General features: G+C 68.9%; 30 protein-coding genes. 13 read left to right on the top strand and 17 right to left on the bottom strand.

Annotated elements, in window-relative coordinates; genetic code table 11:
- Positions 1 to 49 precede the first annotated feature (49 nt).
- The 7 genes from DS837_RS10645 to DS837_RS10615 form a co-directional block, all read right to left on the bottom strand.
- The gene (locus tag DS837_RS10645) at positions 50 to 862 is read right to left on the bottom strand and encodes an undecaprenyl-diphosphate phosphatase (protein WP_149164706.1); all 813 of its coding nucleotides are present in this window, start codon (positions 860 to 862) and stop codon (positions 50 to 52) included.
- 162 nt (positions 863 to 1,024) lie between these two features.
- A complete protein-coding gene (locus DS837_RS10640; protein WP_247889862.1) occupies positions 1,025 to 4,267 on the bottom strand; it encodes a heavy metal translocating P-type ATPase in 3,243 nt (1,080 codons plus the stop codon).
- Positions 4,268 to 4,335: 68 nt separating this feature from the next.
- A complete protein-coding gene (locus tag DS837_RS10635) occupies positions 4,336 to 4,998 on the bottom strand; it encodes a cation diffusion facilitator family transporter (protein ID WP_149164705.1) in 663 nt (220 codons plus the stop codon).
- Complete coding sequence (locus DS837_RS10630) at positions 4,991 to 5,395, bottom strand: ArsR/SmtB family transcription factor (RefSeq protein WP_247889861.1); 405 nt, start codon at positions 5,393 to 5,395, stop codon at positions 4,991 to 4,993. The genes DS837_RS10635 and DS837_RS10630 overlap by 8 nt, the downstream gene beginning before the upstream one ends.
- 80 nt (positions 5,396 to 5,475) lie before the next feature.
- Entirely contained in the window at positions 5,476 to 5,880 is a 405-nt protein-coding gene (locus DS837_RS10625) for a c-type cytochrome (protein WP_170295809.1), read from the bottom strand.
- Between the two features lie 750 nt (positions 5,881 to 6,630).
- The gene (locus DS837_RS10620) at positions 6,631 to 6,864 is read right to left on the bottom strand and encodes a hypothetical protein (protein WP_149164703.1); all 234 of its coding nucleotides are present in this window, start codon (positions 6,862 to 6,864) and stop codon (positions 6,631 to 6,633) included.
- Positions 6,865 to 7,082: 218 nt separating this feature from the next.
- Positions 7,083 to 7,412: an ArsR/SmtB family transcription factor gene (locus DS837_RS10615; RefSeq protein ID WP_149164702.1), complete on the bottom strand. Its 330-nt coding sequence runs from the start codon at positions 7,410 to 7,412 to the stop codon at positions 7,083 to 7,085.
- A gap of 98 nt (positions 7,413 to 7,510) precedes the next feature.
- On the opposite strand from DS837_RS10615, the gene DS837_RS10610 reads away from it, so the two are divergent.
- Both DS837_RS10610 and DS837_RS10605 read left to right on the top strand, forming a co-directional pair.
- Complete coding sequence (locus tag DS837_RS10610) at positions 7,511 to 8,323, top strand: tetratricopeptide repeat protein (RefSeq protein ID WP_170295808.1); 813 nt, start codon at positions 7,511 to 7,513, stop codon at positions 8,321 to 8,323.
- Between the two features lie 82 nt (positions 8,324 to 8,405).
- Positions 8,406 to 8,978 carry an MAPEG family protein gene (locus DS837_RS10605; RefSeq protein WP_149164700.1) on the top strand — a complete coding sequence of 191 codons (573 nt, stop codon included), beginning with the start codon at positions 8,406 to 8,408 and terminating at the stop codon, positions 8,976 to 8,978.
- Between the two features lie 234 nt (positions 8,979 to 9,212).
- Here the strand turns inward: DS837_RS10605 and DS837_RS10600 are convergent, their stop codons facing one another.
- The 3 genes from DS837_RS10600 to DS837_RS10595 all read right to left on the bottom strand — a co-directional run bounded on the left by DS837_RS10600 (position 9,213) and on the right by DS837_RS10595 (position 11,215).
- Complete coding sequence (locus DS837_RS10600; RefSeq protein WP_170295807.1) at positions 9,213 to 10,085, bottom strand: ATP-dependent Clp protease proteolytic subunit; 873 nt, start codon at positions 10,083 to 10,085, stop codon at positions 9,213 to 9,215.
- A gap of 58 nt (positions 10,086 to 10,143) precedes the next feature.
- Entirely contained in the window at positions 10,144 to 10,578 is a 435-nt protein-coding gene (locus DS837_RS32020; protein ID WP_170295806.1) for a hypothetical protein, read from the bottom strand.
- Between the two features lie 82 nt (positions 10,579 to 10,660).
- Complete coding sequence (locus tag DS837_RS10595; protein WP_170295805.1) at positions 10,661 to 11,215, bottom strand: class I SAM-dependent methyltransferase; 555 nt, start codon at positions 11,213 to 11,215, stop codon at positions 10,661 to 10,663.
- A 318-nt stretch (positions 11,216 to 11,533) separates the two neighbouring features.
- Between DS837_RS10595 and DS837_RS10590 the strand changes: the two genes are divergently transcribed.
- Both DS837_RS10590 and DS837_RS10585 read left to right on the top strand, forming a co-directional pair.
- Entirely contained in the window at positions 11,534 to 11,932 is a 399-nt protein-coding gene (locus tag DS837_RS10590) for a MerR family transcriptional regulator (RefSeq protein ID WP_149164697.1), read from the top strand.
- A gap of 90 nt (positions 11,933 to 12,022) precedes the next feature.
- Positions 12,023 to 13,000 (top strand): bile acid:sodium symporter, encoded by a 978-nt coding sequence (locus tag DS837_RS10585; RefSeq protein WP_149164696.1) that lies wholly within the window; start codon positions 12,023 to 12,025, stop codon positions 12,998 to 13,000.
- A gap of 196 nt (positions 13,001 to 13,196) precedes the next feature.
- Here DS837_RS10585 and mntR read toward each other — a convergent pair whose 3' ends face one another.
- Positions 13,197 to 13,619 carry a manganese-binding transcriptional regulator MntR gene (gene mntR, locus DS837_RS33310; RefSeq protein WP_247889860.1) on the bottom strand — a complete coding sequence of 141 codons (423 nt, stop codon included), beginning with the start codon at positions 13,617 to 13,619 and terminating at the stop codon, positions 13,197 to 13,199.
- A 228-nt stretch (positions 13,620 to 13,847) separates the two neighbouring features.
- Here mntR and DS837_RS10575 point away from each other — a divergent pair, with 228 nt between their 5' ends.
- Positions 13,848 to 14,960 carry a multicopper oxidase domain-containing protein gene (locus DS837_RS10575; RefSeq protein WP_149164694.1) on the top strand — a complete coding sequence of 371 codons (1,113 nt, stop codon included), beginning with the start codon at positions 13,848 to 13,850 and terminating at the stop codon, positions 14,958 to 14,960.
- Positions 14,957 to 16,114: a ZIP family metal transporter gene (locus tag DS837_RS10570; RefSeq protein ID WP_149164693.1), complete on the top strand. Its 1,158-nt coding sequence runs from the start codon at positions 14,957 to 14,959 to the stop codon at positions 16,112 to 16,114. Before DS837_RS10575 ends, DS837_RS10570 begins: the two co-directional genes overlap by 4 nt.
- A 94-nt stretch (positions 16,115 to 16,208) precedes the next feature.
- Here the strand turns inward: DS837_RS10570 and DS837_RS10565 are convergent, their stop codons facing one another.
- From DS837_RS10565 to DS837_RS10545, 5 genes are all read right to left on the bottom strand, one after another.
- A complete protein-coding gene (locus DS837_RS10565; protein ID WP_149164692.1) occupies positions 16,209 to 16,877 on the bottom strand; it encodes a DsbA family protein in 669 nt (222 codons plus the stop codon).
- Complete coding sequence (locus DS837_RS10560; protein ID WP_247889859.1) at positions 16,874 to 17,365, bottom strand: disulfide bond formation protein B; 492 nt, start codon at positions 17,363 to 17,365, stop codon at positions 16,874 to 16,876. The genes DS837_RS10565 and DS837_RS10560 overlap by 4 nt, the downstream gene beginning before the upstream one ends.
- Positions 17,366 to 17,599: 234 nt before the next feature.
- Positions 17,600 to 19,753: a protein-disulfide reductase DsbD family protein gene (locus DS837_RS10555; protein WP_149164691.1), complete on the bottom strand. Its 2,154-nt coding sequence runs from the start codon at positions 19,751 to 19,753 to the stop codon at positions 17,600 to 17,602.
- 95 nt (positions 19,754 to 19,848) lie between these two features.
- The gene (locus DS837_RS10550) at positions 19,849 to 20,331 is read right to left on the bottom strand and encodes a DUF411 domain-containing protein (protein WP_149164690.1); all 483 of its coding nucleotides are present in this window, start codon (positions 20,329 to 20,331) and stop codon (positions 19,849 to 19,851) included.
- A gap of 172 nt (positions 20,332 to 20,503) precedes the next feature.
- Entirely contained in the window at positions 20,504 to 20,953 is a 450-nt protein-coding gene (locus DS837_RS10545) for a hypothetical protein (protein WP_149164689.1), read from the bottom strand.
- A gap of 262 nt (positions 20,954 to 21,215) precedes the next feature.
- Between DS837_RS10545 and DS837_RS33305 the strand changes: the two genes are divergently transcribed.
- The 3 genes from DS837_RS33305 (at position 21,216) to DS837_RS10530 (ending at position 23,881) form a co-directional block, all read left to right on the top strand.
- Positions 21,216 to 21,554 carry a DUF2946 family protein gene (locus tag DS837_RS33305; RefSeq protein WP_149164688.1) on the top strand — a complete coding sequence of 113 codons (339 nt, stop codon included), beginning with the start codon at positions 21,216 to 21,218 and terminating at the stop codon, positions 21,552 to 21,554.
- A 95-nt stretch (positions 21,555 to 21,649) separates the two neighbouring features.
- Entirely contained in the window at positions 21,650 to 22,171 is a 522-nt protein-coding gene (locus DS837_RS10535; protein ID WP_211102176.1) for a YcnI family copper-binding membrane protein, read from the top strand.
- A 60-nt stretch (positions 22,172 to 22,231) separates the two neighbouring features.
- The gene (locus tag DS837_RS10530; RefSeq protein WP_149164687.1) at positions 22,232 to 23,881 is read left to right on the top strand and encodes a copper resistance CopC/CopD family protein; all 1,650 of its coding nucleotides are present in this window, start codon (positions 22,232 to 22,234) and stop codon (positions 23,879 to 23,881) included.
- 72 nt (positions 23,882 to 23,953) lie between these two features.
- Here DS837_RS10530 and DS837_RS10525 read toward each other — a convergent pair whose 3' ends face one another.
- Positions 23,954 to 24,394, bottom strand: coding sequence for a MerR family transcriptional regulator (locus DS837_RS10525; RefSeq protein ID WP_247889857.1), 441 nt, complete (start codon positions 24,392 to 24,394; stop codon positions 23,954 to 23,956).
- Positions 24,395 to 24,464: 70 nt separating this feature from the next.
- Between DS837_RS10525 and DS837_RS10520 the strand changes: the two genes are divergently transcribed.
- The 4 genes from DS837_RS10520 (at position 24,465) to DS837_RS10505 (ending at position 26,616) form a co-directional block, all read left to right on the top strand.
- Positions 24,465 to 24,866, top strand: coding sequence for a mercuric transporter MerT family protein (locus tag DS837_RS10520; RefSeq protein ID WP_149164686.1), 402 nt, complete (start codon positions 24,465 to 24,467; stop codon positions 24,864 to 24,866).
- 11 nt (positions 24,867 to 24,877) lie between these two features.
- Entirely contained in the window at positions 24,878 to 25,162 is a 285-nt protein-coding gene (gene merP / locus DS837_RS10515; protein WP_247889856.1) for a mercury resistance system periplasmic binding protein MerP, read from the top strand.
- A 10-nt stretch (positions 25,163 to 25,172) separates the two neighbouring features.
- Complete coding sequence (locus tag DS837_RS33045; protein ID WP_149164685.1) at positions 25,173 to 25,400, top strand: GDCCVxC domain-containing (seleno)protein; 228 nt, start codon at positions 25,173 to 25,175, stop codon at positions 25,398 to 25,400.
- Positions 25,401 to 25,479: 79 nt separating this feature from the next.
- Positions 25,480 to 26,616, top strand: coding sequence for a YncE family protein (locus tag DS837_RS10505; RefSeq protein ID WP_149164684.1), 1,137 nt, complete (start codon positions 25,480 to 25,482; stop codon positions 26,614 to 26,616).
- Positions 26,617 to 26,663 lie beyond the last annotated feature (47 nt).

Here is a 26,663-nt window from a genome sequence, read left to right as displayed (position 1 = left end):
GCCCGGTCGAGGGTGAAGACGGTGTGAGGCTCTGCTGGAGCACACCCGGTCACCGTGCCACGAGGAACGCCAGCATGGTCATGCCCACGGCGATGCGGTACCAGACGAACGGCGTGAAGCCGTGGCGGCCGACGAACGCTACGACGGCGCGCACGACCACAAGAGCCGCCAGGAACGCCGCGCCGAAACCGACGGCAATCACGAGCGCGTCTCCGGAGTTGAGCACACCTGGGTTCTTGTAGAAATCGACGGCGGTTGCGCCGAGCATGGTCGGGATTGCCAGGAAGAACGAGAACTCGGCTGCTGTCTTGCGGTCGACGCGCAGCAGCAACGCCCCCATGACGGTGGCGCCCGAGCGTGAGACACCCGGGCCCATCGCCAGGGTTTGGCAAGCGCCGATCATTAGCGCGGTCCTAGGGCCGATCCCATTGATGTCGCGCACCCGCGGCACAGGTATGGCGCGCTCGATCGCGAGGATCGCAAGGCCACCCAGGATCAGGCTCGCCGAAACGATGTAGGGGGAAAACAGCACGCTCTTGATGAAGCCGTGGGCCAGGGCGCCGACCAGCGCCGCCGGGAGGAACGCCATCAGGACGACGATGGCGAAGTGCCGGGCGGACGAGTCACGTGGCAGGCCCGCGGGCAGGCCCGCGGCCACATGAAGGAGCTTGGCCCGATAGATCCAGCACACGGCGAGGATCGCCCCGAGTTGGATGACGATCTCGAACACCTTGCCGGGCGGTCCGCGGAAACCGATGAGGTCGACGAGCAGAATGAGATGGCCCGTGGAGGAGACAGGGATGAATTCCGTCAAGCCTTCGACAACGCCCAGCAGCGCCGCCAGCAGGTAGGTTTCGCTCACGCTCTGCTCCGTTGTGATGGCCGGTGAGGGTCCGGCGTGATCAGGTGATGCCGACGGTTGCCTGGCCTCTCAGGGGCGGGGATCGCTGCCGAGCCCCGGCCGGTTTCACGTCCGCCGTACCCGCCCTCCGTTGGCTTGGCGGGCACGGCGATGCATGCAACGCTATGCGGCCGATGCCTGCGCTTTCAGCAGCCGCAGCCCGTTCAGCACCACGAGCAGCGAGGCACCGACGTCAGCGGCGATCGCACCCCAAAGCGAGGCCATCCCAACGAAGGTCAGAACCACGAACACCAGCTTCACGACGATCGAGAAACCGATGTTCTGGCGGATGACGCCGAGCGTCCCCCGCGAGTGCCGGACCAGCCAGGGCAGCTTGGAGAGGTCATCCGACATCAGCGCGATGTCCGCCGTCTCGATCGCCGCGTCGGTGCCGACCGCCCCCATGGCGATGCCGAGGTTGGCTCGGGCCATGGCCGGGGCGTCGTTGACGCCGTCGCCGACCATGGCGACTGCCCCATGCTTTGCGACGAGGTCCTCGACCGCGGCCACCTTGTCGGCCGGGAGGAGCTCGGCGTGCACCTCGTCGACGCCGGTCTCGCGGGCGATCGCCTCGGCGGTGGCGCGGTTGTCGCCGGTCAGCATGACCACACGCTCGATGCCCGCCGCGTGCAGCGCCGCCACCACGGCGCGGGCGGCGGGTCGGACGGTGTCGGCGACGGCGACCAGCCCCCACACGCCGCCCTCGTCGCCAACGGCGACCAGGGTGCGCCCGGCCGCCGCCAACCCGTCGGCGCGCCGCAGCGCCTCCGGGGTGGCGAGGCCGCGCTCCTCCATGTAGCGGCGTGAACCCAACCACACGGCGCGGCCATCCACCCGGCCGGTCACGCCCTTGCCGGGCACCGCTTGGACGTCCTCGGCGGGAACCGGCGACACGCCCCGTTCCTTCGCATTCTCCAGGATGGCCCGGGCAAGCGGGTGCTCGCTGCGCGCCTCGAGGGCCGCGGCCAGGGTAATGAGCTCGCCCTCGGAGCGTCCGGTGAGTGAAACGACATCGGCGACCCGCGGGCGCCCCTCAGTCAGCGTGCCGGTCTTGTCCATGGCCACGGCCTTGAGGTGGGCGGGCGCCTCGAGATAGACGCCGCCCTTGACCAGCACGCCCATCCGGGCCGCGCCAGTCAGCGCAGCGACGATGCTGACGGGTGTCGAGATGACCAGGGCGCACGGGCAGGCGATGACCAGCAGCACCAGCGCGCGATAGAACCATGTCTGCCAGTCGCCCCCGAGCAGGAGTGGCGGCAGCAGGAAGACGGCGATGGCCAGTGCCATGACCACGGGTGTGTAGATTCGGGCGAACCGCTCGACCCACGCCTCGGTGGGCGCGCGGCGGCTCTGGGCCGAGCCGACCATGCGGATGATCTGGGCGAGTGTGGTGTCCTGGGCGGCCTTGGTCGTCTCGATCTCAAGCGCGCCCGCGCCATTGATGGTTCCGGCGAAGACCTCGGAGCCCGGCGCCACCGCCACCGGCGCGCTCTCGCCGGTGATGGGGGCCTGGTTGATGTCGCTGGTACCCGCCGCGACGCGGCCGTCGAGCGGCAGCTTGTCGCCGGGGCGGACGACGATATGCGCCCCGACGGCGACCTCGCCCGCGGGCACCTCGCGTTCGGTGCCGTCCGGGAAGCGCACGCGAGCCGTGGGCGGCGCGAGCTCCATGAGGGCGGCGACCGCCCGGCGCGCCCGTCCCAGGCTCCACGCCTCGAGCGCCAGGGCAAGGGCGAAGAAGAACGACACCGTGGCCGCCTCAAACCACTCGCCGATCAGCACGGCGCCGGTGACGGCGACGACCATCAGCAGGTTCATGTCCGGCCGCAGCCGCCGGGCCGCGAGCCACGCCTTGGGCGCGACGTAGCGGACCGCGCAGAGGATCGAGACGGCGTAGGCGAGGATCGAAACCCAGGGCGCTTCGGCCTCGCCCATGAAGGCGGCCGCGGCACCGCCGCCGAGCCAGGCGTGCAGCCCGAAGCCGACGGCGGCGAGGACGCCGCTGGCCGTCGTGAGGGCGGTCTGGAGGCGCCGACGACGCTCCTCCGCCTCGGTCGCCTCGGTCGTCGCGCCTTCCTGCCAGACCTCCGCCTGCATGCCGGTCCGGGCCACGGCCTTGGTGACCCGCTCCAGCGTCGCTGGGTCCGGGTCGCCGGAGATCGACATGCGGCCGTTGATGAGGTCGAAGGCGAGCTTGTCCTCACCGCCGACCACGGGGCCGACCTCGCGCTTCAGCGCGGCCACCTCCTCGCCGCAGTCCATGCCATGGATGCGCAGCACCGTCTGACCCGGCAGTTGGACCGGAACAGGCGTGGTCAGTGCTGATGCGCCGCACGACATGCCGCAGGTGTCACCGGTCGGCGCCGTCGGCGGTACGTCACCCTCGGCCCAGAGCTCGGCCTGCATGCCGGTGGTCGCCACGGCTCGGCGGACCGCGTCGGCGGGCACGGGGGCCGCGACGGTCATCGTCCCCGCCTTGGTGTCGAAGGCGAGCCTGTCCTCGCCACCGACGACCGGACCAACGGCAGCCTTCAGGGCGCGGACTTCGTTCTGGCAGTCGAGCCCGCGGACCTTGAAGCGAAGAGCAATGGGGGCCTCGCTCCGGAGGCTTGCCCGCATGCCGGTCGTGCTGACCGCCCGCTCGATGTCCTCCACCGAGGCAGTGTTCCCGGGCGCCACCGTCATGGTCCCGGCCTTGGTGTCGAAGGACAGCTTATCCTCACCGACCAGCGGGCCGATGGCGCCCTTCAGGGCGCGGACCTCGTTCTGACAGTCCAGTCCCTGGACGCTGAAGATGAGGGAACCGGAGGGGCGCTCGTCGGTGTCACAGCAGGCAGCCCCAGTGCAGGAGATGCCGCTCGCGGCCGGTGCCACGGGTGCCGCACTATCCGATTCAGGCCAAAGCTCGGCCTGCATGCCGGTGGTCGCGACGGCGCTGCGGATCTCGTCCGTGGCCACGGGCGCGAGGGCCTTCACGATCATTTTTCCGGCCTTGGTGTCGAAGCTCAGCCGCTCCTCCCCGCCCACGACAGGGCCGACGGCGGCCTTGAGCGCGCGGACCTCGTTCTGGCAATCCAGGCCGCGGACCTTGAAGGCGAGTTCGACAGGCTCATCACGCCACAGGCTGGCGCGCATGCCGGTCGTGGCGACGGCGCGCTCGATCTCCTCGGGAGCAGCGCGGTCCTGGGGCACCACCGCCATCATCCCGGCCTTGGTGTCGAAGGTGAGCTTGCCCTCGCCGCCGACGAGCGGACCGACCGCGGCCTTCAAGGCGCGCACCTCGTTCTGGCAATCCAACCCCTGGACCTTGAAGCGCAGCGGCTCGGGTCCGGGTAGGCGGGTGGTGGGTTCACGATAATTGTCCATTGCACTTCTCCGCCGTGTCTTCGCGGCATCCGGCGACGCGGCCGGTTATGGGTTCGGGGTGGCGCAGGTCAGGGCGAGGCGGCAGCCTTGGCCTGATGCAGGTCCGAGCGCGCGTGTCGGACGATAGAAACCGAGGATTGCAGGAACAGCCCCGCGACGACGACCGCGACGGCGAGGTCCGGCCAGCGCGTGCCCGTCCAGGCGACGAGGCCCGCGGCGGCGATGACGGCCACGTTGCCGAGCGCGTCGTTGCGCGAGAACAGCCAGACCGCGCGCACATTGGCGTCCCCCTTGCGGTGGGGCAGCAGGACCAATGCCGAGATGACGTTGATGGCGAGCGCGATCCCACCGAACAGCCCCATGGTCCCGGCCTCGGGCTGGTACAGCACGAACACCCGGTAGATCGAGGACGCGACCACGCCGACGCCGAGGGCACCAAGGAAGAGGCCCTGAAGGAGGGCCGCCCGCGCGCGCCACGCCAAGCTCCAGCCGATGGCGATCAGGCCCATCAGGGTGATCGTGCCGTCACCAAGGAAGTCGAGGGAGTCCGCCATAAGCGCCTGGGAGCCGGACATCAGCCCGGCGACGATCTCGACGGCGCCATAGCCGACGTTGAGCAGCACGACAGTCCACAGCGCTCGGCGATAGCCTGGGGTTACGTGGCTGTAGTCCTGGATGCGGTCGTCATCAGCGTCATCGGCGCCGCCGCTGACCACTTGGCGCTCATCCATTGTTCTCCTCCTCCGGGTCCGCGGGGGGTTCGATGACGTGCTCCACCATGTCTGTGATGATGCAGCGCACGCGGTCATCGGTGGCGACGTAGAAGACCTGCTTGCCGCGCTTGCGGGCCACCAGGAACCGGGCGGCACGGAGCACGCGCAGGTGGTGGCTGACCAGCGCGGTCGACAGGCCCACGCGCTCGGCAACATCGCCAACGCACAGTGTCACACTCAAACAGGCCACCGCGACGCGCAGGCGGTTCGGGCTACCCAGCATCTGGAAAATCTCGGCGAGCGCGATCGCCCGATCCTCGCCCAGTCTCAGGCTTGGCACGTCATGCCATTCAACCATAAAGTGGATCGACATCTTCTTGAATATTTGGTTCTGCCCGCCCGGCGTGCCAGCCATCGCTCCCGGCCCGGTTTGCTTGATGGCACTTCCATGAGCCTACTTTGTCGGCGTGACTGTGGTCCCGCACCCCTTGAGATCTACTGGAGTTGGCGTCCTGACGGTAGGCCTGCACGCAAGTAGGTGACAATGGCCCAGATCTCGTCAGGATTGAGGGAATCGCGGAATCCGGGCATGGCCGTGCCAAAGGGCTGTCCGCCCTCCGCGATCGTCCAGAAGAGAAAGTTGTCGCCCATTGGCATCTGTGCGGAAGCTGCGATGTCGGCGGGCCGGGGGCGCAGGCTCTGCCCCGCGCTGCCATCCCCACGCCCTTCGGAACCGTGACAGGAAGCGCAGTAGGTACCGTACAGTTCTGCGCCGCGTGACAAGACCGCGGGTGTTGGCTGCAAGGGGTTGACAAGATTGGCGTAGAGTGGCGGCAGCCCCCCTTGCATGTAGGTCATATGGCGTTGCATGAAGTGCCCGCCGCCGCGACGTCCCATCATTCCTGACTCCATGCAGTTGTCCATAAAACCTGGCCTCATCATCCAAGGCATGTCCGAACGCCCCGTCTGCGCCAGGACTGCGCCGCCACCGGCAGCCGCTATTACAAGCACGATCGCTACCTTCACTAGTGAAAGCATTGTCCTCTCCCATATGTGCTCTTCAAGGGAACAGCGTCTTCGGCAGAACCTGTATTCGTCGCGGTCCGTCGTGGCACAGAATTCGGTTCGGGCTCACGTCGGAGTGGCCCTCTGCACCGATTCCCCGCATTGAACCGTGCTTTCTGATCTCGTCGGTCACCTGCCGAGGCCCTTTGGGCGGCGCAGTCAAGACCACCGTCTTGGCATCGAAGGAAAACGTGTCCTCACTACCGCCCGGAGAACTAAGTGCGACCTTGTCTTCGCGGGTCTCGATCGCGCAGACCAAGCCATGAATCTTAGTGAGGACTAGCACCGGCCTAAACATTATATGCGTTGCGACGGCTCTCCATTTTCCATCCTCCGTGCCCCCTTGGAGTTCAGTGAATTGTCTAGTTAAGCCGTGAAGCAGGATCAGCTTCGGGCTGAAATGACACCTTTTGGTGCACGGAGGTCCAAGCCGGGGCGTCAAACGATGGAGGTCGAGGATTGAAGGAATTGCTCCACAATGGCGATTGCGTTGACAAGATCTCGCCACGTCGCGCCGGTGCAGACATCGAGCCCGGCTGCGATGATGACTGAGACGCAGCCGAGTGCGTTGTTGCACGAGAACAGTCAGACCGCCTGAGCGTTGGCGTCGTCCTTGCTGCGAAGGATCGGCGTCGAGACGACAATGATGACGAGCGCCAATGCGCTGAACAGGCCCGTGATCCTGGCCTTGATCCGGTACGGTACCAGAACCCGGCAGATCGAGGATGCCACCACACCGACGCCGAGTCCGGCCAGGAACGGGCCTTGACGGAGCGCCACCCGCGCGCGCCACACCAGACTCCAGGCAATCGCCAGCAAGCTCGAGCAGGGTGATGGTACCGTCGCCGAGGAAGCCGAGGGAGTGCTCTATGAGTGCCTGGAAGCCGGATACGAGATCAGCCACGACCGTGGTAAGGTCGTGGTCGACATCGAGCGGCATGATGGCCCACAACATACGGCGGTAGCCCGAGGTGACATGGCCGTAGTCCTGGACGCGATCGTCATCGTCGTCAGCGCCGCGGGCGGCTTCCTGGCGCTCATCCATTGTTCTCCTCCTCCGGGTCCGCGGCGGGTTCCACGACGTGCTCGACCATGTCCTCCAGGATGCAACGGACGCGCTCATCGGTGGCGACGTAGAAGACCTGCTTGCCGCGCTTGCGGGCCACCAGGAACCGGGCGGCGCGGAGCACGCGCAGGTGGTGGCTGACCAGCGCGGTCGACAGGCCCACGCGCTCGGCGACATCGCCAACGCACAGCGGCTCACCCAAACAGGCCACCGCGATGCGCAGGCGGTTCGGGTCACCCAGCATCCGGAAAATCTCGGCGAGCTCGATCGCCCGCTCCTCGTCCAGCCTCAGGTCGGCCATCACGCACCATCAAATGCTCTAACAGTCATTTGATTATTTGGTTATCCGGCGTTTGTCAACTATCCTGGGCCGACCTGGGCAGGGAGTGCGGCATGGGTATGAGGGGGGTGGACGTGGGGTACGGGGCTTGGCTGGCGAAGATCGCAGCCGCAGGGACGGCGCTGGCGATAGCAGGCGCGGCCGGTGCCCAGGGGCTCGATGCACACGCCCTCGCGGCGGCCTGCGCCAATCCAGTCCCGACCGTCGAGGACGAGTTCCGCTGCGGCCTCGCGCACTATCTTGGGAAAGGCGCTCGCGCCGATGACGCCGAGGCGTTCCGACGGTTCATGCGGGCGGCTGAGGGCGGCCACATTGAGGCCCTGAACAACCTTGGTCAGATGCACCTCGACCGGGCGAGCCGGTTTCATGACGAGAGAAAGGGTTTCGCGCTCCTCCTCCAGGCGGCGGAGAAGGGCTACGCAAAGGCCCAGTACAGTGTGGCGCTGCTGCTCGAGGAAGGGCACGCGGCGCGCCAGGATCTCGCGCTGGCGCGCTCCTGGTACCGGAAGGCCGCGGAGCAGGACCATCCGTTCGCCCAAAACAACTTGGCGAACCTGCTGCGGTGGGGCACGGGGGGTGGCCGGGACGTTCCAGAGGCGGCCCGGCTGTACCGGCGGGCGGCGGAGCGTGGAGTCCCTTCGGCCGCCTTCAACCTGGCCGAACTGTATCTGGAAGGCGAGGGCGTGCCGCGGGACACCGTGGAAGCGCATCTGTGGTTCACCCGGGCGGCGGCCCGGGGCGACAAGGCGCTCAAAGCCAGGATTTTCGACATCCTGGGCGCGCTCGAGGAACGGATGACCGACGAGGAGCGCAAGGCGGTGGCCAATCGGAACGCCCAATGGCGCGCCGAGCGTCCCGTTCAAAACAAGTGAAGCGCGTCCTCTTCATGGCCCGACCCGGGTGGCGACGCGGGATGGAGCGCTTCTTTATCAGCGACGTCACGGAGAACGCGCGATGCAGAGCCAAGCTGTCGGATCAGCGGCCGATGTGGACCTGCCTCTGGAGCAGCGCAAGATCATTCGAAAGTCTGCTGCCGCTGCGCTCTTCTGCGGCATCGTCCTGGGCGGTGGCTATGTTTTGATGCCCCGCTTTGTCACGTTCCCCAGCGATCCGGTCGACCGCTTGGCCTTCGCCCTCCAAGCGGACGTGTTCATCCTGCTCTGGATCGCCGTTGGCGGGCAGATGGTTGCGCGTGGACGCTTCCGCTCCAAGGCCGACAACCGCGGCTCCGCCTTTGGGCCGCCGAGCCCACGCATCGCCATCCCGGTGGCCTTCCTTCAGAACTCGCTGGAGCAGGCCGTCATGGCCGTGGGCGCCCATCTCGCCCTCGCCACGCTGCTGAGCGGGCCTGCGTTGTCCCTGCTGGCTTGCTCAGTAGCGCTCTTCGCTGTCGGCCGAGTGACGTTCCTCATCGGCTATCCCAAGGGCGCCGGGGGACGGGCCTTCGGCATGGCGACAACGGCGCTGCCAACGTTGTGCGCCTACCTGTTGGCCATCGTGCTGATCGTCGGCCGGGTGGTTGGCTGATGCTTGGCGGCGTTCTGCGTCGCCCAAACCGACCGACCGGGTGGAGCTCGGAGTCGCCAGCGCCGAGGTGGCGTGGCGGCCGCCGTTGCCTGCGCGTCACTGTATCGTTGAAGGAGGCCGTCCATTGAGGCCCCCGTGCCGCACAGTCACAAGGCGGTGACCGATCGAAATGCCCGGCGGTGCGTTGAGCGTCTGTTTCACCCCAAGGGACAGAGGTGTGGACGATCGCCGTGCTCAGCGGTAATGGCATTCTCGCTTGCGTGCCCACCCGAACAGCTGTTGCATGGAGGTATCCAGCATCCGGAGGCACCTGCCGACGATCGTGCCCCGCTGCCCGTAGCATTGCTCGTTGGCGATCTTCTCTTGGATAAGGTAAGTATTCAAGTAGTCTTGCCCGCACGTGTCCAGGATGAAGCGGCGCTCCCGCTCCTGGGCAAGGGCATTTTGGAAACCGAGACCGAAAGATTTCAACTCTTGATGGGTCAAGTGGCGAATGGCATTGCGGGGCATGTCTCGCATAAATTTTAACAGTCGCTGCTCGACTCCATTTTTCGTCAAGTAGACGCGCATGGCCTCGTGAACATCGCCTGGCATGCCAGCCAAGTCTTTCTCTGTCGGTCGATGAACACCGATCTGACCTTGAGCGAACCGATATTGACCCGCGGCGAAGATAAAGGTGCAGGCACCCGAGCATTGCGCTCCTTTCGGAACGTTGGCTTTTACGGTTTCCAGCACGGAGAAAGCCTCTCCAATCCTCATCGCCTGCGCAATCGAGCCGCCGCTGCTGTTGAGCACCAATTCCACGGAGCGTGGTTGCGGCGCCGTACGGGCGATGTAATCCGCAACCTCGGCCAGGGCATCGGCATCATTCCTGGTCACCTTGCCCGTGATCGTGATCTCCGGCCAGAGGGCGGGCGACAAACAGGATGCGGTATAGGCCGCCACGTCGGCCTTGTTGCGCAACGGCAGGCGCACCTCGCCGCTTCGTCCCACAGGGCGCCCTTCGTCGCGTGGAGTGCACGCGACGGTGACCGCAGCGAGGACCGGGCGCGGTGCTGCAATTACGGTGGCCAACACCATTCCGAGAAGCGGGAGGTGCGGCTGCACTGCTCTGTGCTCCCTGAAAACCCTGGCGGAATGTTGAGCGGTAGCGAATGCCAAGCGTCTAGGATAGGTAGAGCGAGCCGTCGAGCAGACGGGCGAAGCTGACCAGACCGGTCCAGGTGTCGCGCTTGGCGCCGAGATCCAGGACCCCCTCGACTTCGACCACTGCGCCGGTGGGCAGGGCCGCATCCTCGCGCAGGTACATCACGACCGCGTCGGGTGGCAACGGCAAATCCGGGAAACAGTGCGGGCAGGTCACCAGCGGGGAACTGGCGAGAACATGGTATCCCGCGCCCGCCTTGGAATGAGGAATCAGGTAGCCTGAGGCGATAACCCGTTGACCCGCCAGGGCGCGCGTAGCGGTCCCGAAGCCCAGGTCACCTTCGGCGCGCAGCTGCTCCAAATCCAGCCGAGGCAAGGACCGCCCGAAGGCCGGGCGGATGGCCGAGGACGCGGCAGCAACACCACACATGGAAAGAAAGGTCCGACGCAGCATCCTGAACTCCCCGTTCGACAGCGCACGTTACCATGAGTTGGCGTCGCGGTTCACCCCGAGCTCGCGTCGGGATCGCTCGAAGTCACGCGGTGTTGCCCGCCGACATCGCCACCGCGTGGTCAAGGACGGTCCTTCGGTTTGGTCGCGCGCCAAAGGGCGTTTCCCAGTGGAACGTCTCGACGATGTCGACGAGACCTGCCTCGCGCATCAAGTCGGGCAAGCGCCCGCGGGCGTGGTCTGCGGTGCTCTCGAAGCCGTCCAGAAGCTGGACCGTGTAGAAGAGCGCACGCATGAAGGGGCCGCTTGGGCGCCCCCAGTCGACCAGGAACAGGCCGCCGGGGACGAGCAGGTCGTGGATGCGTGCAAAGACGGCGCGTTTCGTGGGTGGTGGGAGATGGTGGAAGAACAGGCTCGACACCGCCTTGTCGAACGTTCCGGGGCCGAAGGGTAGGGCATCGGCCATGCCCCGGCACCATGCCACCTGCACCCCGGCGCGGGCTGCCTTCGCCACGGCATGGCGCAGCACCGCCTCATCGGCATCGAGCCCCACAACGTCAGCCCGGGGGCAGGCGAGCTTGAGCAGCACCGCCAGCGTTCCGGTGCCGCAGCTGACATCCAGGACACGCTCGTCGGGCATCGGCGCCGTCTCGGCCACGCGAACCGACCGTCAGGTTACCTCGCGCATGGTGAGGCGCATGACCGGGTCGTAGAGGTTGGTGAGCGCATGGATGCCAAGTGCAGGGACAAAACCGGCCATGATGCACCTCTCTGAAGAGTTGGTTGTTCGGTGGCCTCAGGCGGTTCATAGGACGGCGGCGTGCAGGCGAGTCGATGGCCGGTCTCACGGCTGGATGATCCGTCTTTCCGACGTGGTCGCTCCGTCCTCCTTGCTTGAGGCGACGAACCTCGGCACCATGCACCCTGTGGCAACTATAGGGTCAATGGGGATTTCTCGATGCGAACGGGTCTGTCGATCGGCGATCTCGGCAAGGCGACCGGTACCAAGGCTGAGACCATCCGATTTTATGAAAAGGTCGGCATTCTGCCGGAGCCCGCGCGAACCTCGGGGAACTACCGAAGCTATAGCGAGGAGCACGTCCGGCGCCTGACCTTCGTGCGAAAGGCGCGCAATCTCGGTTTCCGGCTCGAGACCGTGCGGGCCTTGCTGGACTTCGCCGACCAGCCGGACCGCCCATGCGTCGAGGTCGACAAGCTCGTCATCGAGCAGCTGCACGAGGTTGAGCGCAAGCTCGCTGACTTGGAGCGCCTACGCAAGGAACTCGCGCGGATGATCCAGCAGTGCCATGGCGGGCCAGTGTCGGATTGCCGCATCATCGAGGCTCTGTCGCCGTGATTCCCGACCCCGGCGGCTAGGTGCCGCCCCCACGTGAGCCGCGCCCTTCGAGGCGTGGAATTGTCTAGGTCAAGGCAGGGAGCCGGTGACATGACCGCCATCAGCCGGGCGAGTCTGGAGGACAACCAGGTCGCCATCTACTTCGCCGCGGTCGTCGCCGGGCTGCTCGCGACCGTAGCGGTGCCGAGCAACGCCTGGGGCGCGGCGGTCACTCCGGCTCTCGCCGGACTGATCTACGTGACCTTCCTCCAGGTGCCCCTGGGCGAGCTTCGCCAGAGCCTCGCCAACGGCCGTTTCCTGCGGGCCCTGCTGGTGGTCAACTTCGTCGTGGTGCCCTGCGTGGCCTTCGCTCTCGTGTCATTCCTGCCGGGCGACCAATGGCCGGTGCGCCTCGGGGCACTGCTGGTGCTGCTGGCGCCGTGCATCGACTACGTTGTGGTCTTTACCCACCTCGGACGCGGTGATGCGAAGCTGGTGTTGGCAGCAACGCCGGTCCTGCTGCTCGTGCAGATGCTGCTCCTGCCCGTCTACCTCGGCCTGCTCAATGGCGCCGAAGCCACGGTGCTGATGCGGCCCAGCCCGTTTCTGGAGGCGTTCGTCTGGCTCATCGCCGTGCCGCTGTTTACGGCCGGAGCGACGCAGGCGTGGGCCGCGCGCGCCAGCGCCGGGAGAGCCGTCGCCGACACCATGGCTTGGCTGCCGGTGCCGCTCATGGCGGTGGTGCTGTTCCTGGTGGTCGCCGCTGTTGCCCCCGACGTGGCTGCCCAGGCGCACGCCGTCGCGCTCGTGGTGCCGGTCTACATCGCCTTCGCGCTGGTAATGCCCTACGCCGGGCGGGCCATCGCGCGCCTGTTCGGGCTGGAAACCGAGGCGGCCAGGGCCGTCGTCTTCAGTGGCAGCACCCGGAACTCCCTGGTCGTGCTGCCGCTGGCGTTCGCTGTGCCCGACGCCGGGGCCCTGGTGCCCGCGGCCGTGGTGACGCAGACGCTCGTGGAACTTGTGGCCATGCTTGTCTACGTCCGGTGGGTTCCGCGTCTCGTGCGGACAGCCGCACCAGCCACAGGCTGACAGGAGCGTTGAACATCGACTGCGGTGGCCCTATGCGCATGGCGTATTGTGCGCAGCTGCGTGTTCGAAGGTCTGGGAGGAAAAAATCACGTCCTGCTGTGTCTCATGTTCCAGTTTCCGGGGCTGACGAGAGCGTGCTGAACCGCAGGGGCACACCGTGTTCCAGCATCGAGTCGCATAGCATCGTTCAGACCGCTCAGCCCGGCGCCCTGGACTGGATGATGCGCTCAAACGCCGCCAGGGTCTCCTCGCTGACGTGGTGTTCGATGCCCTCGGCGTCCCGATGCGCGGTCTCCTCGCTGACTCCAATGGTTTTGAGGAAGCCGACGACGATCGCATGCCGCTGGCGTGACCGCTCGGCCATGGCGCGCCCGGCATCGGTCAGGAAGATGGAGCGGTAGGGCTGCGTTGCGACCAGACCGTCCCGTTGCAGGCGGGCGATCGTCTTGACCACCGTCGGGTGGGCGACGCCGAGACGCCGGGCGATGTCGGCGGCCCGCGCCTCGCCGGTTGTGTCGATCAGATCGGCGATGAGCTCGACGTAGTCTTCGGCCACCTCGGTCTGGTGGGCCTCCCGGACCCGCTGGAAGTTCGCCGCCTGCCGGTCCGCATCCGGCATCGCCACCGGCCGCCTGCGCGCCCGCTCTGCGCCCACTGTCCTGCTCCCTTCAGTCCGCCGCGCATTGTGCCACAAGGCCGGATGGCCGTGGCAGCGGTGCTTCCGGCTGCTCCGAAGGAGACACCGGACACCGATGCGCCGTTGAGAACTATAGCCGATGCTACATGTTATAGCGCAAGGCACATCACCGGGCCGGTGCGGCACCGGCCCCGATGCGGGAGCAGCGACATGAAGTCCCTCCTTGGTCTTCCCGTGACGCGACGACTGATCCTGGCGGGCAGCGCCCTGCTGGGCGGCGCCCAGGCCGCCGGACTCGCGCTGCGAGGCGCGGCGGCCCAGCCGCATGGCGGACACGCACCCCCCGCCGGGCCCGCTTCCGCAGCCCACGGCGCACACGGCGGCATGATGACGGTCGGCGAGGTCGACCACGTCCACAACGGCTTCGACCCGCATGCCATGCTGACGGACTGGGACACCGGCACGGTCGTCCAGGATCCCGACGGCCGCCCGTGCCGCGAGTTCGACATCGTCGCCGAGGACAAGGAGATCGAGATCGCACCGGGCATCATGTTTCCCGCCTGGACCTACAACGGCCGCGTCCCAGGACCGACCATCCGGGTCACCGAGGGCGAGCGGGTGCGCGTCCGCTTCCACAACCGCGGCTCCCACGCGCACTCCATCCACTTCCACGGCATCCATTCCGCGCGCATGGACGGCGTGCCGGGCGCCGGGGACGTGCTGCCGGGCGGCGCGTTCACCTACGAGTTCACCGCCTTCCCCTTCGGCTGCCACCTGTACCACTGCCACACCGTCCCGCTGAAGCGACACATCCACAAGGGGCTGTACGGCGCCTTCATCATCGACCCCGACCCGGCGCGCCACCCGGAGCATGAGGCGGCCGCGCGGTCGCGCCTGCTGGGGACGGACGAGAACCGGGATTGGCAGGAGTTCATGATGGTGATGAACGCCTTCGACACGAACTTCGACGAGGAGAACGAGGTCTACGCCGCCAACACGGTCGCCCACGCCTACTCCAAGCGGCCCATCGTGATCGACCGCTCCCGGCCGGTGCGGGTCTACCTGGTCAACGTCACCGAGTTCGACCCGATCAACAGCTTCCACCTGCACGGCAACTTCTTCGACTACTACGACCATGGCACGACGCTGACGCCGACGCTGCGCACCGTCGACACCGTGACGCAGTGCCAGGGCCAGCGCGGCATCCTCGAGTTCAGCTTCCGCGACCACGAAGCGGGCCTCTACATGTTCCACGCCCACCAGTCCGAGTTCGTCGAACTCGGCTGGATGAGCCTGTTCGACGTCCGGGAGAGCGTCGCATGACCGTGCCCAGCCGCACCGTCCTCGCCATCGTCGCGCCGCTGCTGCTGATCGCCGCCGTCGCGGCCGCGTTCCTCGCCGCCGACCCGCTGCGCCCGCTGACCGGCTCGGCGCCGCCGGTCGAGCGGATCACCGTCGAGCGGCACGTGCTCGACGGTGACGGCATCGCGCTCCTGGTCCGTGCCGGGGGCACCGAGCCGATGCGGATCGCCCAGGTGCAGGTGGACGGTGCCTACTGGAACTTCGTCCAGGACCCGCCGGGCGAGCTCGGGCGGCTGTCCACGGCGTGGCTGCGCGTCCCGTACCCGTGGGTGCTCGGCGAGACGCACAAGGTCGTCCTGGTCACCCGGACCGGCGTCACCTTCGAGCACGCCATCGACGTTGCCGTGGCGACGCCGGGAACCAACAGCCTCGGCCTGCTCGGCCTCGTGGGGGTGTTCGTCGGCGTGGTGCCGGTCGCCCTCGGCATGCTGTTCTACCCGGCGCTGCGCGCGGGCGGCTCCAGGACCTTCGGTTTCGCCATGGCGCTCACCGTCGGCCTGCTCGGGTTCCTGCTGGTCGACACGTTCGGGGAGGCGCTGGAGCTCGCCGCCGAGGCCGCGCCCGGCTTCAAGGGGGGCGCCATGGTGTGGGTCGTCGCCGCCCTGGCGTTCGCGCTTCTCATGGCGGTCGGCCGCCGCAAGGGCGGTGACATCGGCGGCGTGGCCCTGGCGACCTCCATCGCGCTCGGGATCGGGCTGCACAACCTCGGCGAGGGGCTCGCGATCGGCTCGGCCTTCGCCACCGGCGCGGCGGCGCTCGGCACCTTCCTGGTGCTGGGCTTCACGCTGCACAACGTCACCGAGGGGATCGGCATCGTCGCGCCGCTGGTCGGCGAGCGGCCGCGCTGGCCGGTCTTCGTCGGCTTGGCCGCTCTGGCCGGGCTGCCCGCCGTCGCGGGCATCTGGCTGGGCAGCTACGCCTTCTCGCCGCACTGGGCGGCGCTGGCGCTGGCCGTGGGCGCCGGGGCGATCCTCCAGGTCGTCGTCGAGGTCGGCGGCCTGATGGTCCGCCAGGCGCGCCGACAGGGCGCCTCCTGGGCGACGCCGTCCGCCCTGGCCGGGGTGTTCCTCGGCGTGGCGGTCATGTACGGGACGGCGTTGCTGGTCCAGGCGTGAGGCGCGCTTTCGGGGCTTGGGTTGCCGCCGCTACCCGTGTTCGCGCCGGACGGGCCGGGATGCAGGACATCTGCATCCCATGACCACATCCGACTCAGCCGCCCTTGGCTGATGTGGCCCGCGTTGTTCGCACCTCGCTCTCAACGAGGTCGTAGAGTTGCTGGGCGCCGAAGCTCGGCAGGTGCTTGCCGTTGACCAGGAACGTCGGCGTCTTCTGCGCACCGACCGCCGCCGAGTCGCTGCGGTCCTGGTCCAGGACCGCCGTCACTTCCGGCAACATCAGCGTGTTGCGCGCCTTGGCGATATCGAGACCGGCGGCGGCGGCCGCTTCCCACGCCTTGTCGAGGCGCGGCGCGCTGTGGCTTGCCCAGAGCGGCTGGGCGCGCAGGATGGCCTCCAGCACGGGTTCGAACTTCCGTTGCTGGCGCGCGGTTTCGAGCAGGCGAACCACCTCGTCCGAGCCCTGGTGGAGCGGGGTGTACCGGATCACCAGACGGACCTGATCGGGGAACTTGGCCATGATCTCCTTGACCACGGGATAGAAGGCCCGGCAGGTCTCGCAGGCCGGGTCGAAGAACTCGACGATGGTGACGGGCGCCGTCTTCGGACCGAAGATCGGCGAATGAGGCCGCACGAGCACGGCGGTGTCGGCCACCTTCGCGCTGGCATTCTCCGCCTGCCGGGCGGTGACCCACCAGCCTGCGGCCGCGAAAACGACAACGGACACGATGGCCGTCAGGACGACAAGGGTTCGTTTGGTCATGGGGCGAGCTTCTTCCGGACGAGGTGCATGAGAACGACGATGGCGCCGAACGCGCCAACCGACAGGAGCGGGAGCGGGATGCCCCCGAGGATGGTCATGTTGTCGCTGGAGCAGGACGGGCCTGCACCGCAAGGTTCCAGCGCGGTCGGCGCCACGCCGGTGAAGACCAGCGTGTGCCAGATGGCGATGACGGCGCCGACGGCGGCCAGCGGCAGCGCGTAGCGCCACACCGCACCATCCGTTCGATAGCAGGCGACGGCGAGGATCACCGCCAGCGGGAACATGAAGGCCCGCTGGTACCAGCACAGCACGCACGGGGTCTGGCCCATGATCTCGCCGATGAAGAGCACGCTCAGGGTTGAGCCCAGCGCGATGACCCACGCCGCAAAGAGCATTGTCCAAAGCGGCTCGCCCTGCGCCGCCTCGGCCACGGGAGGCTGAACGGCGCTGTCCTGGCGCCGTTTCGCTCGTGTCCTGTTGGTTGTCATGTCGTCAATTCCGTTTTGCTTCGATGTCACAGGCCGAAAACCGCGAGCCACCAGTCCGCCGCGACCGCGATGCTGCCCAGCGCGCCGGGCGCCAGCGACAGGAGGTGCCGCAGCGGTCTTAACCGAGGTCAGAACCGACGGCTGCGGTAGCATTCGGCGGAAGCGGCGGTTGAGGATCCGCTGCATTCGCATCGCTGTGGTGTTGGCTTCATGCGCTCACCGCCCGAGTGGCCTTCAGGTGCGGGACGGCGGTGCCGGTGCGGGGCCGACGGTGTCGGTGGGGCCGTCCCTTCCGGTCGATGCCGTATCCGCTGTCTTTGGGGAGCCGCGGGCCGTTCGCAGTGCCGCCAGCACCGCCTCGGAGGTCAGGATTTCCGGCAGCACGAGCCCGTTTGGTGCGCCGGGACCATAGACGGCGTTGAACGGGATGCCGTAGCGGTCGTAGCGCGCCAGGAAGTCGGAGATCCGCCGGTCTGGCCGGGTCCAGTCCGCCCGCATCGGCACGATGTCGGACCCGGCGAGGGCGACCGCGACCTCGCCCCTGTCGATGACGAGCGACTTGTTCGCCTGGCAGGTGATGCACCATTCGGCGGTCACGTCCACGAACACCGTCTTACCCTGCGCTACGAGCCGACCGATCTCCGCCTGCTCGAAGGGCACCCATGCGGTTGCGGCGGCCGAAGCGACCCGGGTTTCTCCGAAGACGGCGGGTGCCGTCAGCGCGCCCGACACGGAGGCGACGACGAGAGCCGCGGCGGCCATGCCGCCCACGCGCGTCCGGAGCACCATCGCCGCCGCCAGGAGGCTCAGCGCCGCGGCGACCGCCAGAGCCGCCTGCCAGGAGGTCTGGACCGCCAGGACGGTCAGCAGCCACGCCGTCGTCCCGAGCAGCGCCAGAGCCAGCACTCGGCGCAGGACGCCCATCCATCGGCCGGGGCGCGGCAACAGGCCAGTCAGCCCGGGGAAGGCGGCCACCAGGAGGTACGGGGAGGCCAGCCCGACGCCGAGCGCGGCGAAGATGGCGAGGATCTCCGCCGGACCGCGGGCGAGCGCGAAGCCAACGGCGGTGCCGACGAACGGGGCGGAGCACGGCGTCGCCAGCAGGGTGGCGAACGCCCCCATCGCGAAGTTCCCGGCCAGTCCGTTCCCGCCCGCCCCGCCCAAGGCCGTCGCGATCCGGGACGGCAGCGGAATGTCGAACCCGCCTGCGAGGCTCACCGCGAAGGCCACGAGCACGGACGCCATCAGCACGAGGAAGACGGGTTGCTGGAACTGCACGCCCCAGCCCACGGCCGCGCCCGCGGCCTTGAGACCGACGAGAGCGCCCGCGAGCAGCAGCATGGAGGCGGCGATTCCCACCGCGGTCGCCAGGAAGCTGAGCCGGACGCGCCCCCGCTCCCGGCCGCGGTGATGGACCACCGACACCAGTTTCAAGCTCAGCACGGGCAGGACACAGGGCATCAGGTTGAGCACCAGGCCGCCGAGCACGGCGACGCCGAGGACGGGCAGGAGTTCGCCCGGCCAGGGACCGGAGCCGGATCGCCCGGCCGCAACCGCGAGACGCGCCTCGGCCGCCCGCGTCCCGTCGGTCAGGGTCACCGTGATCGTCTTGTCCGGCATTGTCACGACATCCGGCCCGGACACCACCGGCAGCCTTGCCGTGGCCTCGCGGCCGTCGACGGCGAACGAGAACTCGGGCTTGCCGAAGGTCCAGCTTCCGCTCTCGACGAGGACGTCCGGATCGGCGAGCGGCCGGGCCGAGGCGATGCGGACGGTCAGGATCCCCGGCGCGCCGGGCTCGACGGAGGCGCTTCCCACGGACAGCCCGGAGCGGCTGCCGTCGTCCGGCACCTGCGCCTCGAAGCGCGCGATCAGGTTGGCTGTCTCAGGGTCGGCGGCGGCGGCGCCCGCCGGGAGGTCGAGCGAGACATCGAGATTGGTCGGGATGCAGATCGTGCTGCACACCAGGATGTCCGCCCGCCCGCGCAGAGCCACCGGTTCGCCCGGCCGCTCGACCCGGACGTCCAGCGGAAGGACGACCTCCCCCTCGTAGCCGAAGGTCTCGATCCCGAACAGCGTGAAGCGGCGCGGGGCGGGCCACCGGACGTCCACGCCCGCGACGTTCCCGGAGGCCGACCAGTCCACGGCCGGAGGCGCCCCTGCATCGCCGGGCGAGCGCCAGTACGTCTTCCATCCGTTCGCCAGCCGCAGGTGCAGACCGGCCGGGACGGTGTCGCGGTCGCCGACCGCCTCCACGGATGCGACCACCCGGGCCTGCACCGTCTCGTGCGTCGCCCAGCCGCCGATGGCGGCCTGCGCGGCCGCGCCATTCCATGTCGCCGCGGCGAGGATCGCCGCGACCAGACGCCCGAATGTGCGTGCTCTCATCCAACTGCTCCCGCGGGAATTGCCTATCCCCGCCGGGGCGGCTCCCGAGGTGAGACCTCGGAGCGCCAGCCCGGCTATCGGTCTCAGGACCATCCTCAATGGTTGGCGTAGATCCACATCTTGCTGTCGGGCGTGCCAAAGAGAACAACCTGGTAGGGCTCGCCGGTCTTCATGTCCATGCCCGGAGCGTCCTGCGGCATGCCTGGGGCCGACAGCCCCTTGGCGTTCGGGCGCTCGGCGAGCAGCCGCTTCACGTCCTCCGCGGGGACGTGGCCCTCGATCGCGTAGCCGCCGACGACCGACGTGTGGCAGGAGTGCAGCTGTTCAGGGATCCCGTGCTTCTCCTTGATCGGCTCGACGTCCTCGACCTCGTGGACCTTCACAGTGAACCCGGCTGCGATCATGTGCTTGACCCAACCCGCGCAGCATTCGCAGGTCCGGGACTTCCACACCTCGACGATCTGCGCCGCCGCCGCCGGGGCGCTTGCGAACAGGGCGGTGCCGCCAACGACGGCGCCACCGGCCAGAGCGGTTGCCACGGCCAGGGCGGCTGCAACCTTCTTGGACTTCGTGAACATCACTGCATTCCTTGAATTCGGGCTCCGCCCTCCTGGGGCGGACGCAAACTTGGGCTTCGTTGCTCTCGGGTGCGCCGCGGTGCCGATACCGGGCACTGGTGCCATTCCGGCATGCCTTCACGTCCGCACGCGCGGACAGCGGAAGAGGCACGATCCGGCGTAGGCCGGGCGATCAGATGGAGGAGCGCGGCGGTTTCAGCGCGGGATCGACCCCGATGCCGTTCAGCAGGACGGTGCCAGGCATCGCCGCCGACGCTGGGGGCGGAATGACGAGGGGCAGTGCGCTGCCGATGGGCAGGCTGACGTGCATCGCGTGGCAGTCCACGGCCATGCAGCCGTCGCCGAGGCCCGACGCGCCGCCGATGTCGGGGCAGCCGCTCCGGTTCGCCGCTTCGGTCGGCGCCGTCCACTCGATGGTGGATGCGCACGATGGATCGCCGGTGCAGGCGGGATCAGTGGCGACAGGGCCTGGGGTCAGCGATCCGGCGGCATGGCCGCAGTGGTCGGCGAGGGCACTGGCCCGAGCCGGAGCGGTCAGCGGCGCCAACGGCGCGACGAGCATGGCCAGCAGAAGCAGGCCAACCGCCACGTACCGCAGAACTGCGCCGAGACCGCGTGTCATACCCTCGAACCTTCCCGGCTCCGCGGGGGCCGCAAAGCCGCCGCCATACTACACCGCCGAACGATCCCCGCGTTGATTTCAGTCAACAGTCGAGATCCGCGGTCCGATCAGACCAAGGGCGCCCTAACGGAGACCGTGTGCTTTCCGGAAGCAGGATTCCCTTCCGGGCCGGTTCGGGGCATAACCGACGGGGCGAGGGAAGATCAGGGACGACGTGAGCACGCATCCAGCCAGCCGGGACGTTCGGTCACAGCATCGGCTCATGTCGGCGCTGGCCGTTGTCCTGCTGTTGCTCCGCATCCTGCTCCCGGCCGTCCCGGGCGGCACTGCCCTCGCCGGTCCGGACGACGGTACATTCCACGCCGGACCCGCGCACGCGCACCTCGGCCAAGCCGACCACTCCGGCGAGACCGACCGGCATCACGAGATCTGCCACTTCTGCCGGTTCCAGGATGCGGTCCTCCCGCCGCCCACGTCGGAACCGGTCGCCCGCACGCTGCCCCCTGTCGTGGCCCCTTGGCTTCCGTCGGCGCGGCAGGCGGCACCCGCTCTCGACTTCCTGGTCGTCGTCCAGGCCCGCGCGCCTCCTCGGTTCGTCTGATCCGACCCGCAGATCCGACGTCAACCGCCGTCCCATGCCCGCAGGGCTGGACGGCCAAGCGTGGACGCCCGCGTCCATGCCCGAGGAGATCAGAGATGAAGTCCATGATGCGCGCCGCCCTGACGGCGGCCGTCGCGCTCGCCGCGCCCGCGCTCGCTCACGCCCATGTCACACTGGAGACCGGCGAGGCGCCCGCCGCCAGCTATTACAAGGCGGTGGCCCGCATCGGGCACGGCTGCAACGGCTCCCCGACCAAGGAGATCCGCATCAAGGTGCCGGACGGCATGGTGTCGGTGAAGCCGATGCCGAAGCCCGGCTGGGAGGTCTCGACGGTCGTCGGCAAGCTCGCCACGCCGTACGAGAGCCACGGCAAGACCATCACCGAGGGCGTCACCGAGGTGCGGTGGAGCGGCGGCAAGCTGTTCGACGAGCACTACGACGAGTTCGTGTTCCGCGGCCAGCTGCCCGACAAGCCCGGCGAGACGCTGTACGTGCCCATCGTCCAGATCTGCGACCAGGGCGAGTCCCGCTGGATCGAGATCCCGGCCGCCGGGCAGGCCGACAAGGACCTGAAGGAGCCCGCCCCGGCGATCCGCCTGATGCCGAAGGCCAAGTAGCCCCGAAAGGCCGAGCGGCGGCGTCGGTCCCGAGCCGGTGCCGCCGCCGGAGGACAAGCCATGAACAGCCTGAGCCGATGGGCGGGAGCGATCCTGCTGGCGGCCCTTCTCGTCGGCACCTGGTCGGGAAGCGCACGCGCCCACGCCGTCCTGCTGGAGAGCGCTCCGGCCGACGGGCAGGTGCTTCCCGCCGCACCCGACCGCGTCACCCTGCGCTTCAACGAGCCGGTCCAGGTGACCGCGTTGCGGCTGATCGACCCGTCCGGCCGCGCCGTCCCGCTGCCGCCCGAGGCGGGCGGCCCGCCGGACCGGGCGGCGGCGGCGCTCCCGGCGCTCGGCCGCGGCAGCCACGTCCTGAGTTGGCGCTTGGCCTCGGCGGACGGGCACCCGCTCGGCGGCTCGCTGGTCTTCTCCGTCGGCGCCGCCGACGCCGGAGCCACCGACGCGGCGCGGGCGACGGACGGCGTGCCCCCGGGGCTGGGGATCGCCTACGGCGTCGTGCGGGCGCTGACCTACGGCGCGTCCCTGATGGCGGCGGGCGGCGCACTCTTCCTCGTGCTCTTCGCTGGCCATGCCGTGGTCGACACCGCCGCGCTTCGCCGTTCGACCGCCGCTGCCGTCGCCCTCGCGACGCTGTCCACGGTCGTGGGGAGCGTCCTCCAGTCCATGATCCTCACCGGCGGTTTCCTCGATGTGCCGGGTCTCGGATCGGCGCTCGCTTCCGGCGTCCTGGGGAGCGGCCTGCTGCGCCTGGGCGGCTTGGCGGCCATCACGGTTGGGTTGCTCCGGCCCCGCGACCTCCTCGCGCTCGGCGTCCCGGGCGCCGTGATGGTCGCCGGGTCGTTCGCCCTGACCGGCCACACCGCGCCGCATGGGGCGGCCTGGCTGAGCGCCCTGCTGGTCTTCCATCTGCTGGCAGCCGCGTTCTGGATCGGCGCCTTCCGGCCGCTCGCCGCCGCGACCCGCCACGCCGACCGCGGCGGCGTCGCGCGCCTGATGACCCGCTTCTCCGGAATGGCGGTGGCGCTCGTGCCCGCGCTGGTCGCGGCGGGCCTTGTCATGGGCTGGCACCTCGTGGGGGGCTGGGCGGCGCTCGCGACGACCGCCTACGGCTGGGCGCTTCTGGCCAAGGTCGCCGCCGTTGCGGCGATGCTGGGGTTGGCGGTGCTCAACAAGATGCGCCTCGCGCCCGCCTTGGAACGGGACGAGCGGGCACCGGCACGGCTGCGGCGCTCCATCGTCGGGGAAGGCGTGCTCGCCGCCGGGGTGTTCGCCCTCACGGCCGCGCTGACCAGCGTGCCGCCGCCCGGCAGCGGGCACGGCACCGGTGTGGGTAGCGAAGCGCACGAGGTGGCACCCGGCAGGATGCTGCGCATGTGGGCGGGGGCCTACGAGCTTGCGTTGCAGGTCACCCCGGGCCTCCCCGGCACGAACGCGGTGGAGCTCCGGGTCTCCTCCGAGGCCGACGGGACGCCGAAGGACGTCGTGGCGGCGATGCTGCGCATCGACAACCCGGCCCTAGGCATCGAGGAGATCTCCCGCACCATGGAGCGCGTCAGCACCGGCCGGTACGTCCTCCGAGGGCCGGAGTTCGCAGCCCCGGGGCGCTGGCGGGTCAAGATCGAACTGCTGGTCAGCGACTTCGAGAAGCGCGCGGCCGGAACGTCGGTCGACATCGGATCAGGACAGGCCCACCCGGAGGGGCGCTGATCCGAATGCCTTGCGGAACAGGGGCTGTCACACCTACGTCGGTTGTTCATCTAAGTGGGACAGCCCGAAGTGCTATCGAGCCGTCGGATCGCACGTTCCCGAAAATAGAGTATCGAGGATGGGGCAGTCCGGCACATCACCGCCAGTGCAGCGGTCCGCGGTCTCGGACAGCGTGCGCTCGAGATGCTGAAGGTCGGCGATCTTTCGCCGGACGGAATCGAGGTGCTCCAACGCGAGGGCCTGCACCTCGGCGCAGGTGTGATGGCCGTCGGCCAAGCGCAACAACGCCCGGACCTCCTCCAGCGTGAACCCGAGGTCGCGGCTGCGCCGGATGAAGCCCAGTCGTTGCAGGTGAGTTCCGTCGTACACCCGGTGGCCGCCCTCCGTCCGCGGCGGCGCCGGGACGAGCCCCTGCTTCTCGTAGAACCGGATCGTCTCGATGTTGCAGCCGGTGCGCCGGGACAGCGCGCCGATGGTCAGTCCGGCCGCACGCGATTTCGTGACCTGTTTCACCGGATTCACCCTTGAATCTGTAGTTACTACAGGCCCCATCCTGCCAGGAAAGGCAGAAAGGAGCCAGAGCATGCCAGAGACATCGGTACCTGCTGCGCGCCATGCCCAGCAGCGCGAGCGGAGCGCTCGGGACCTACCGCCGGGGCTGCTGGCCGTTGGCGGCCTCCTGGGCGCCTTCGGCGCCTCGTCGTGCTGCGTGCTGCCCCTCGTCTTCTTCAGCCTCGGCGTCAGCGGCGCCTGGATCGGCAACCTGACGACCCTGGCGCCCTATCAGCCGCTCTTCGTCGCGGCCGCCCTCGGCTGCCTGGGCGCCGGGCTCTGGCGCGTCTACCGCAGGCCGCCCGCCTGCGACGGCCCGGCCTGCACCCGACCCGCGCCCAACCGCTTGGTGAAGGCGGCCCTCTGGGGCGCGGCCGTCCTCGTCGGCGTGGCCCTGGCCTTCCCCTACACCGCCCCCCTCCTGCTGTCCTGACGGAGACGACCATGATGACCCGCCTGATCGGAACCGCCCTCGTCGCGCTGACCCTGGCCTCCGGCGGCGCGCTCGCCGCCGAGCGCACCGTCCGGCTGACGATCGAGAACATGACCTGCGCGACCTGCCCCATCGTGGTCCGGCAGTCCCTCAAAGCCGTGCCCGGCGTCGGCGATGTCAAGGTCTCCATGGCGGACAAGACCGCCGTCGTCACCTTCGACGACGCCAAGGCCACGGTCTCCGCCCTGGTCGACGCCACCACGAAGGCTGGATTCCCGTCGGCGCAGCAGCAGTAGGAGCGAGCAGATGCAACTGGAGTCCACCATCACCTGTCCAACGTGCGGGGGCGCATCGACCGAGACAATGCCGACGGATGCCTGCCAGTTCTTTTACGATTGCCCGCATTGCGGGGCGCTGCTCCGGCCGAACCCGGGCGACTGCTGCGTCTTCTGCTCCTTCGGCACGGACCCGTGTCCACCGAAGCAGGCCGAGCGTAATTGCGCGTGCCACGGCGCGGGCGTTGTGGCGGATTAAGGAAGTGCCTCCTACGTGATGGAACGGGGACGCTTCTACCCCGTCGGAGCACTTCGGGCGGGCCTTCCGGAACCGTACCATGTGGTCACTCAAGGGAACGGAGGCGTCCATGTGGCGCGGCGTGCTGTTCGCCGGTGCCGTCCTGAGCTTGACCGCCGCGCCAACCGCCCTGCGGGCGGCGCCGGACCCGGCTGGCTTCATCTTCGTGAGCTCGGCGGTTGATCCGGACATCGCGGTCATCGACAGTGCGTCCGACACCGTGGTCACGCGCATCAAGCTGCCGGGAGCGCCCCGGCACGTCGTGGCGCTCGGCCGCGGCAAGGAACTGGTGGCCAGCGACGCCGCCGCGCCGAAGCTCTACGTCGTCGACGCGGTCGGCGGCACTGTGACGCGCGTGGTGGAGACCGGCGTCGCACCGGTGTTGCTGCAACTCGACCGCGCCGGAACGGTGCTGGCCGTCGCCGATCCCGATGCCGGAGCCGTCGAGTTCGTCCGGCCCGCCGGAGGGCCGACCACGCGCATCTCCGGCATCAAAGGCATGCGGTCCATGGTCTTCGTCGCGGACGGCCGCCTCCTCGTCGCGCACGGCAGCCGGATCGGCCTCGTAGACCCGGCCGATGGGCGGATGGTGGCCGAGCTTCCCGTCGACGGCAGGGACGGCCCCGTTCTCCAGATCGCGGCCGATCCCGGGGGCGGGACGGCGTTCGCCGTGCAGGGGGACAAGGGCGTCCTGTCGGTCTTCGACCTGAAGACGCTGACCCGGGCGCCGCGGCTGCGGCTGCCGCCGCCGGTGGGCCGGATGCTGCCGAGCGCGGACAGCCAGTTCATGCTGATCCCGGTGGCGGGCGGCCGCGCGCTGTCGATCGTCTCCACCTGGACGCTGAAGGAGAGCGCGCGCATCCCGATGTCGGCCGAGGTCAGCGGTCTCGGCCTGGGGCTGTTCCAGAGCGTCTCCATCGGCATGAGCCGGGAGACGCGGAGCGTGCAGACCGTCGATCTGCGCGACCGGCGGCGCTTCGCCCCGCTCGCGCTGCCCGGCGTACCCGAAGCCGGGGCCGCCTCGCCGGACGGTCTGAAGTTCTATGTCGCGCTGAGCGACACCGGGCAGGTCGCGGTGGTGGACCTCCGCCACTCCACCGTCAGCCATGTCATCCCGGATGCGGTCCGGGGCGCATCGAACGCCGTGCCTGCCGTGGGGATCGGCTATTGCCACTGATGCAGGGAGCTCCGTCCGCATCCGTCCGGCGCCGGGGTGCTCCGCGG

The organism is Azospirillum brasilense, from assembly GCF_008365405.1.
GTDB lineage: Bacteria > Pseudomonadota > Alphaproteobacteria > Azospirillales > Azospirillaceae > Azospirillum > Azospirillum brasilense_D.
This window is presented reverse-complemented; position numbering and strand designations above follow the sequence as displayed.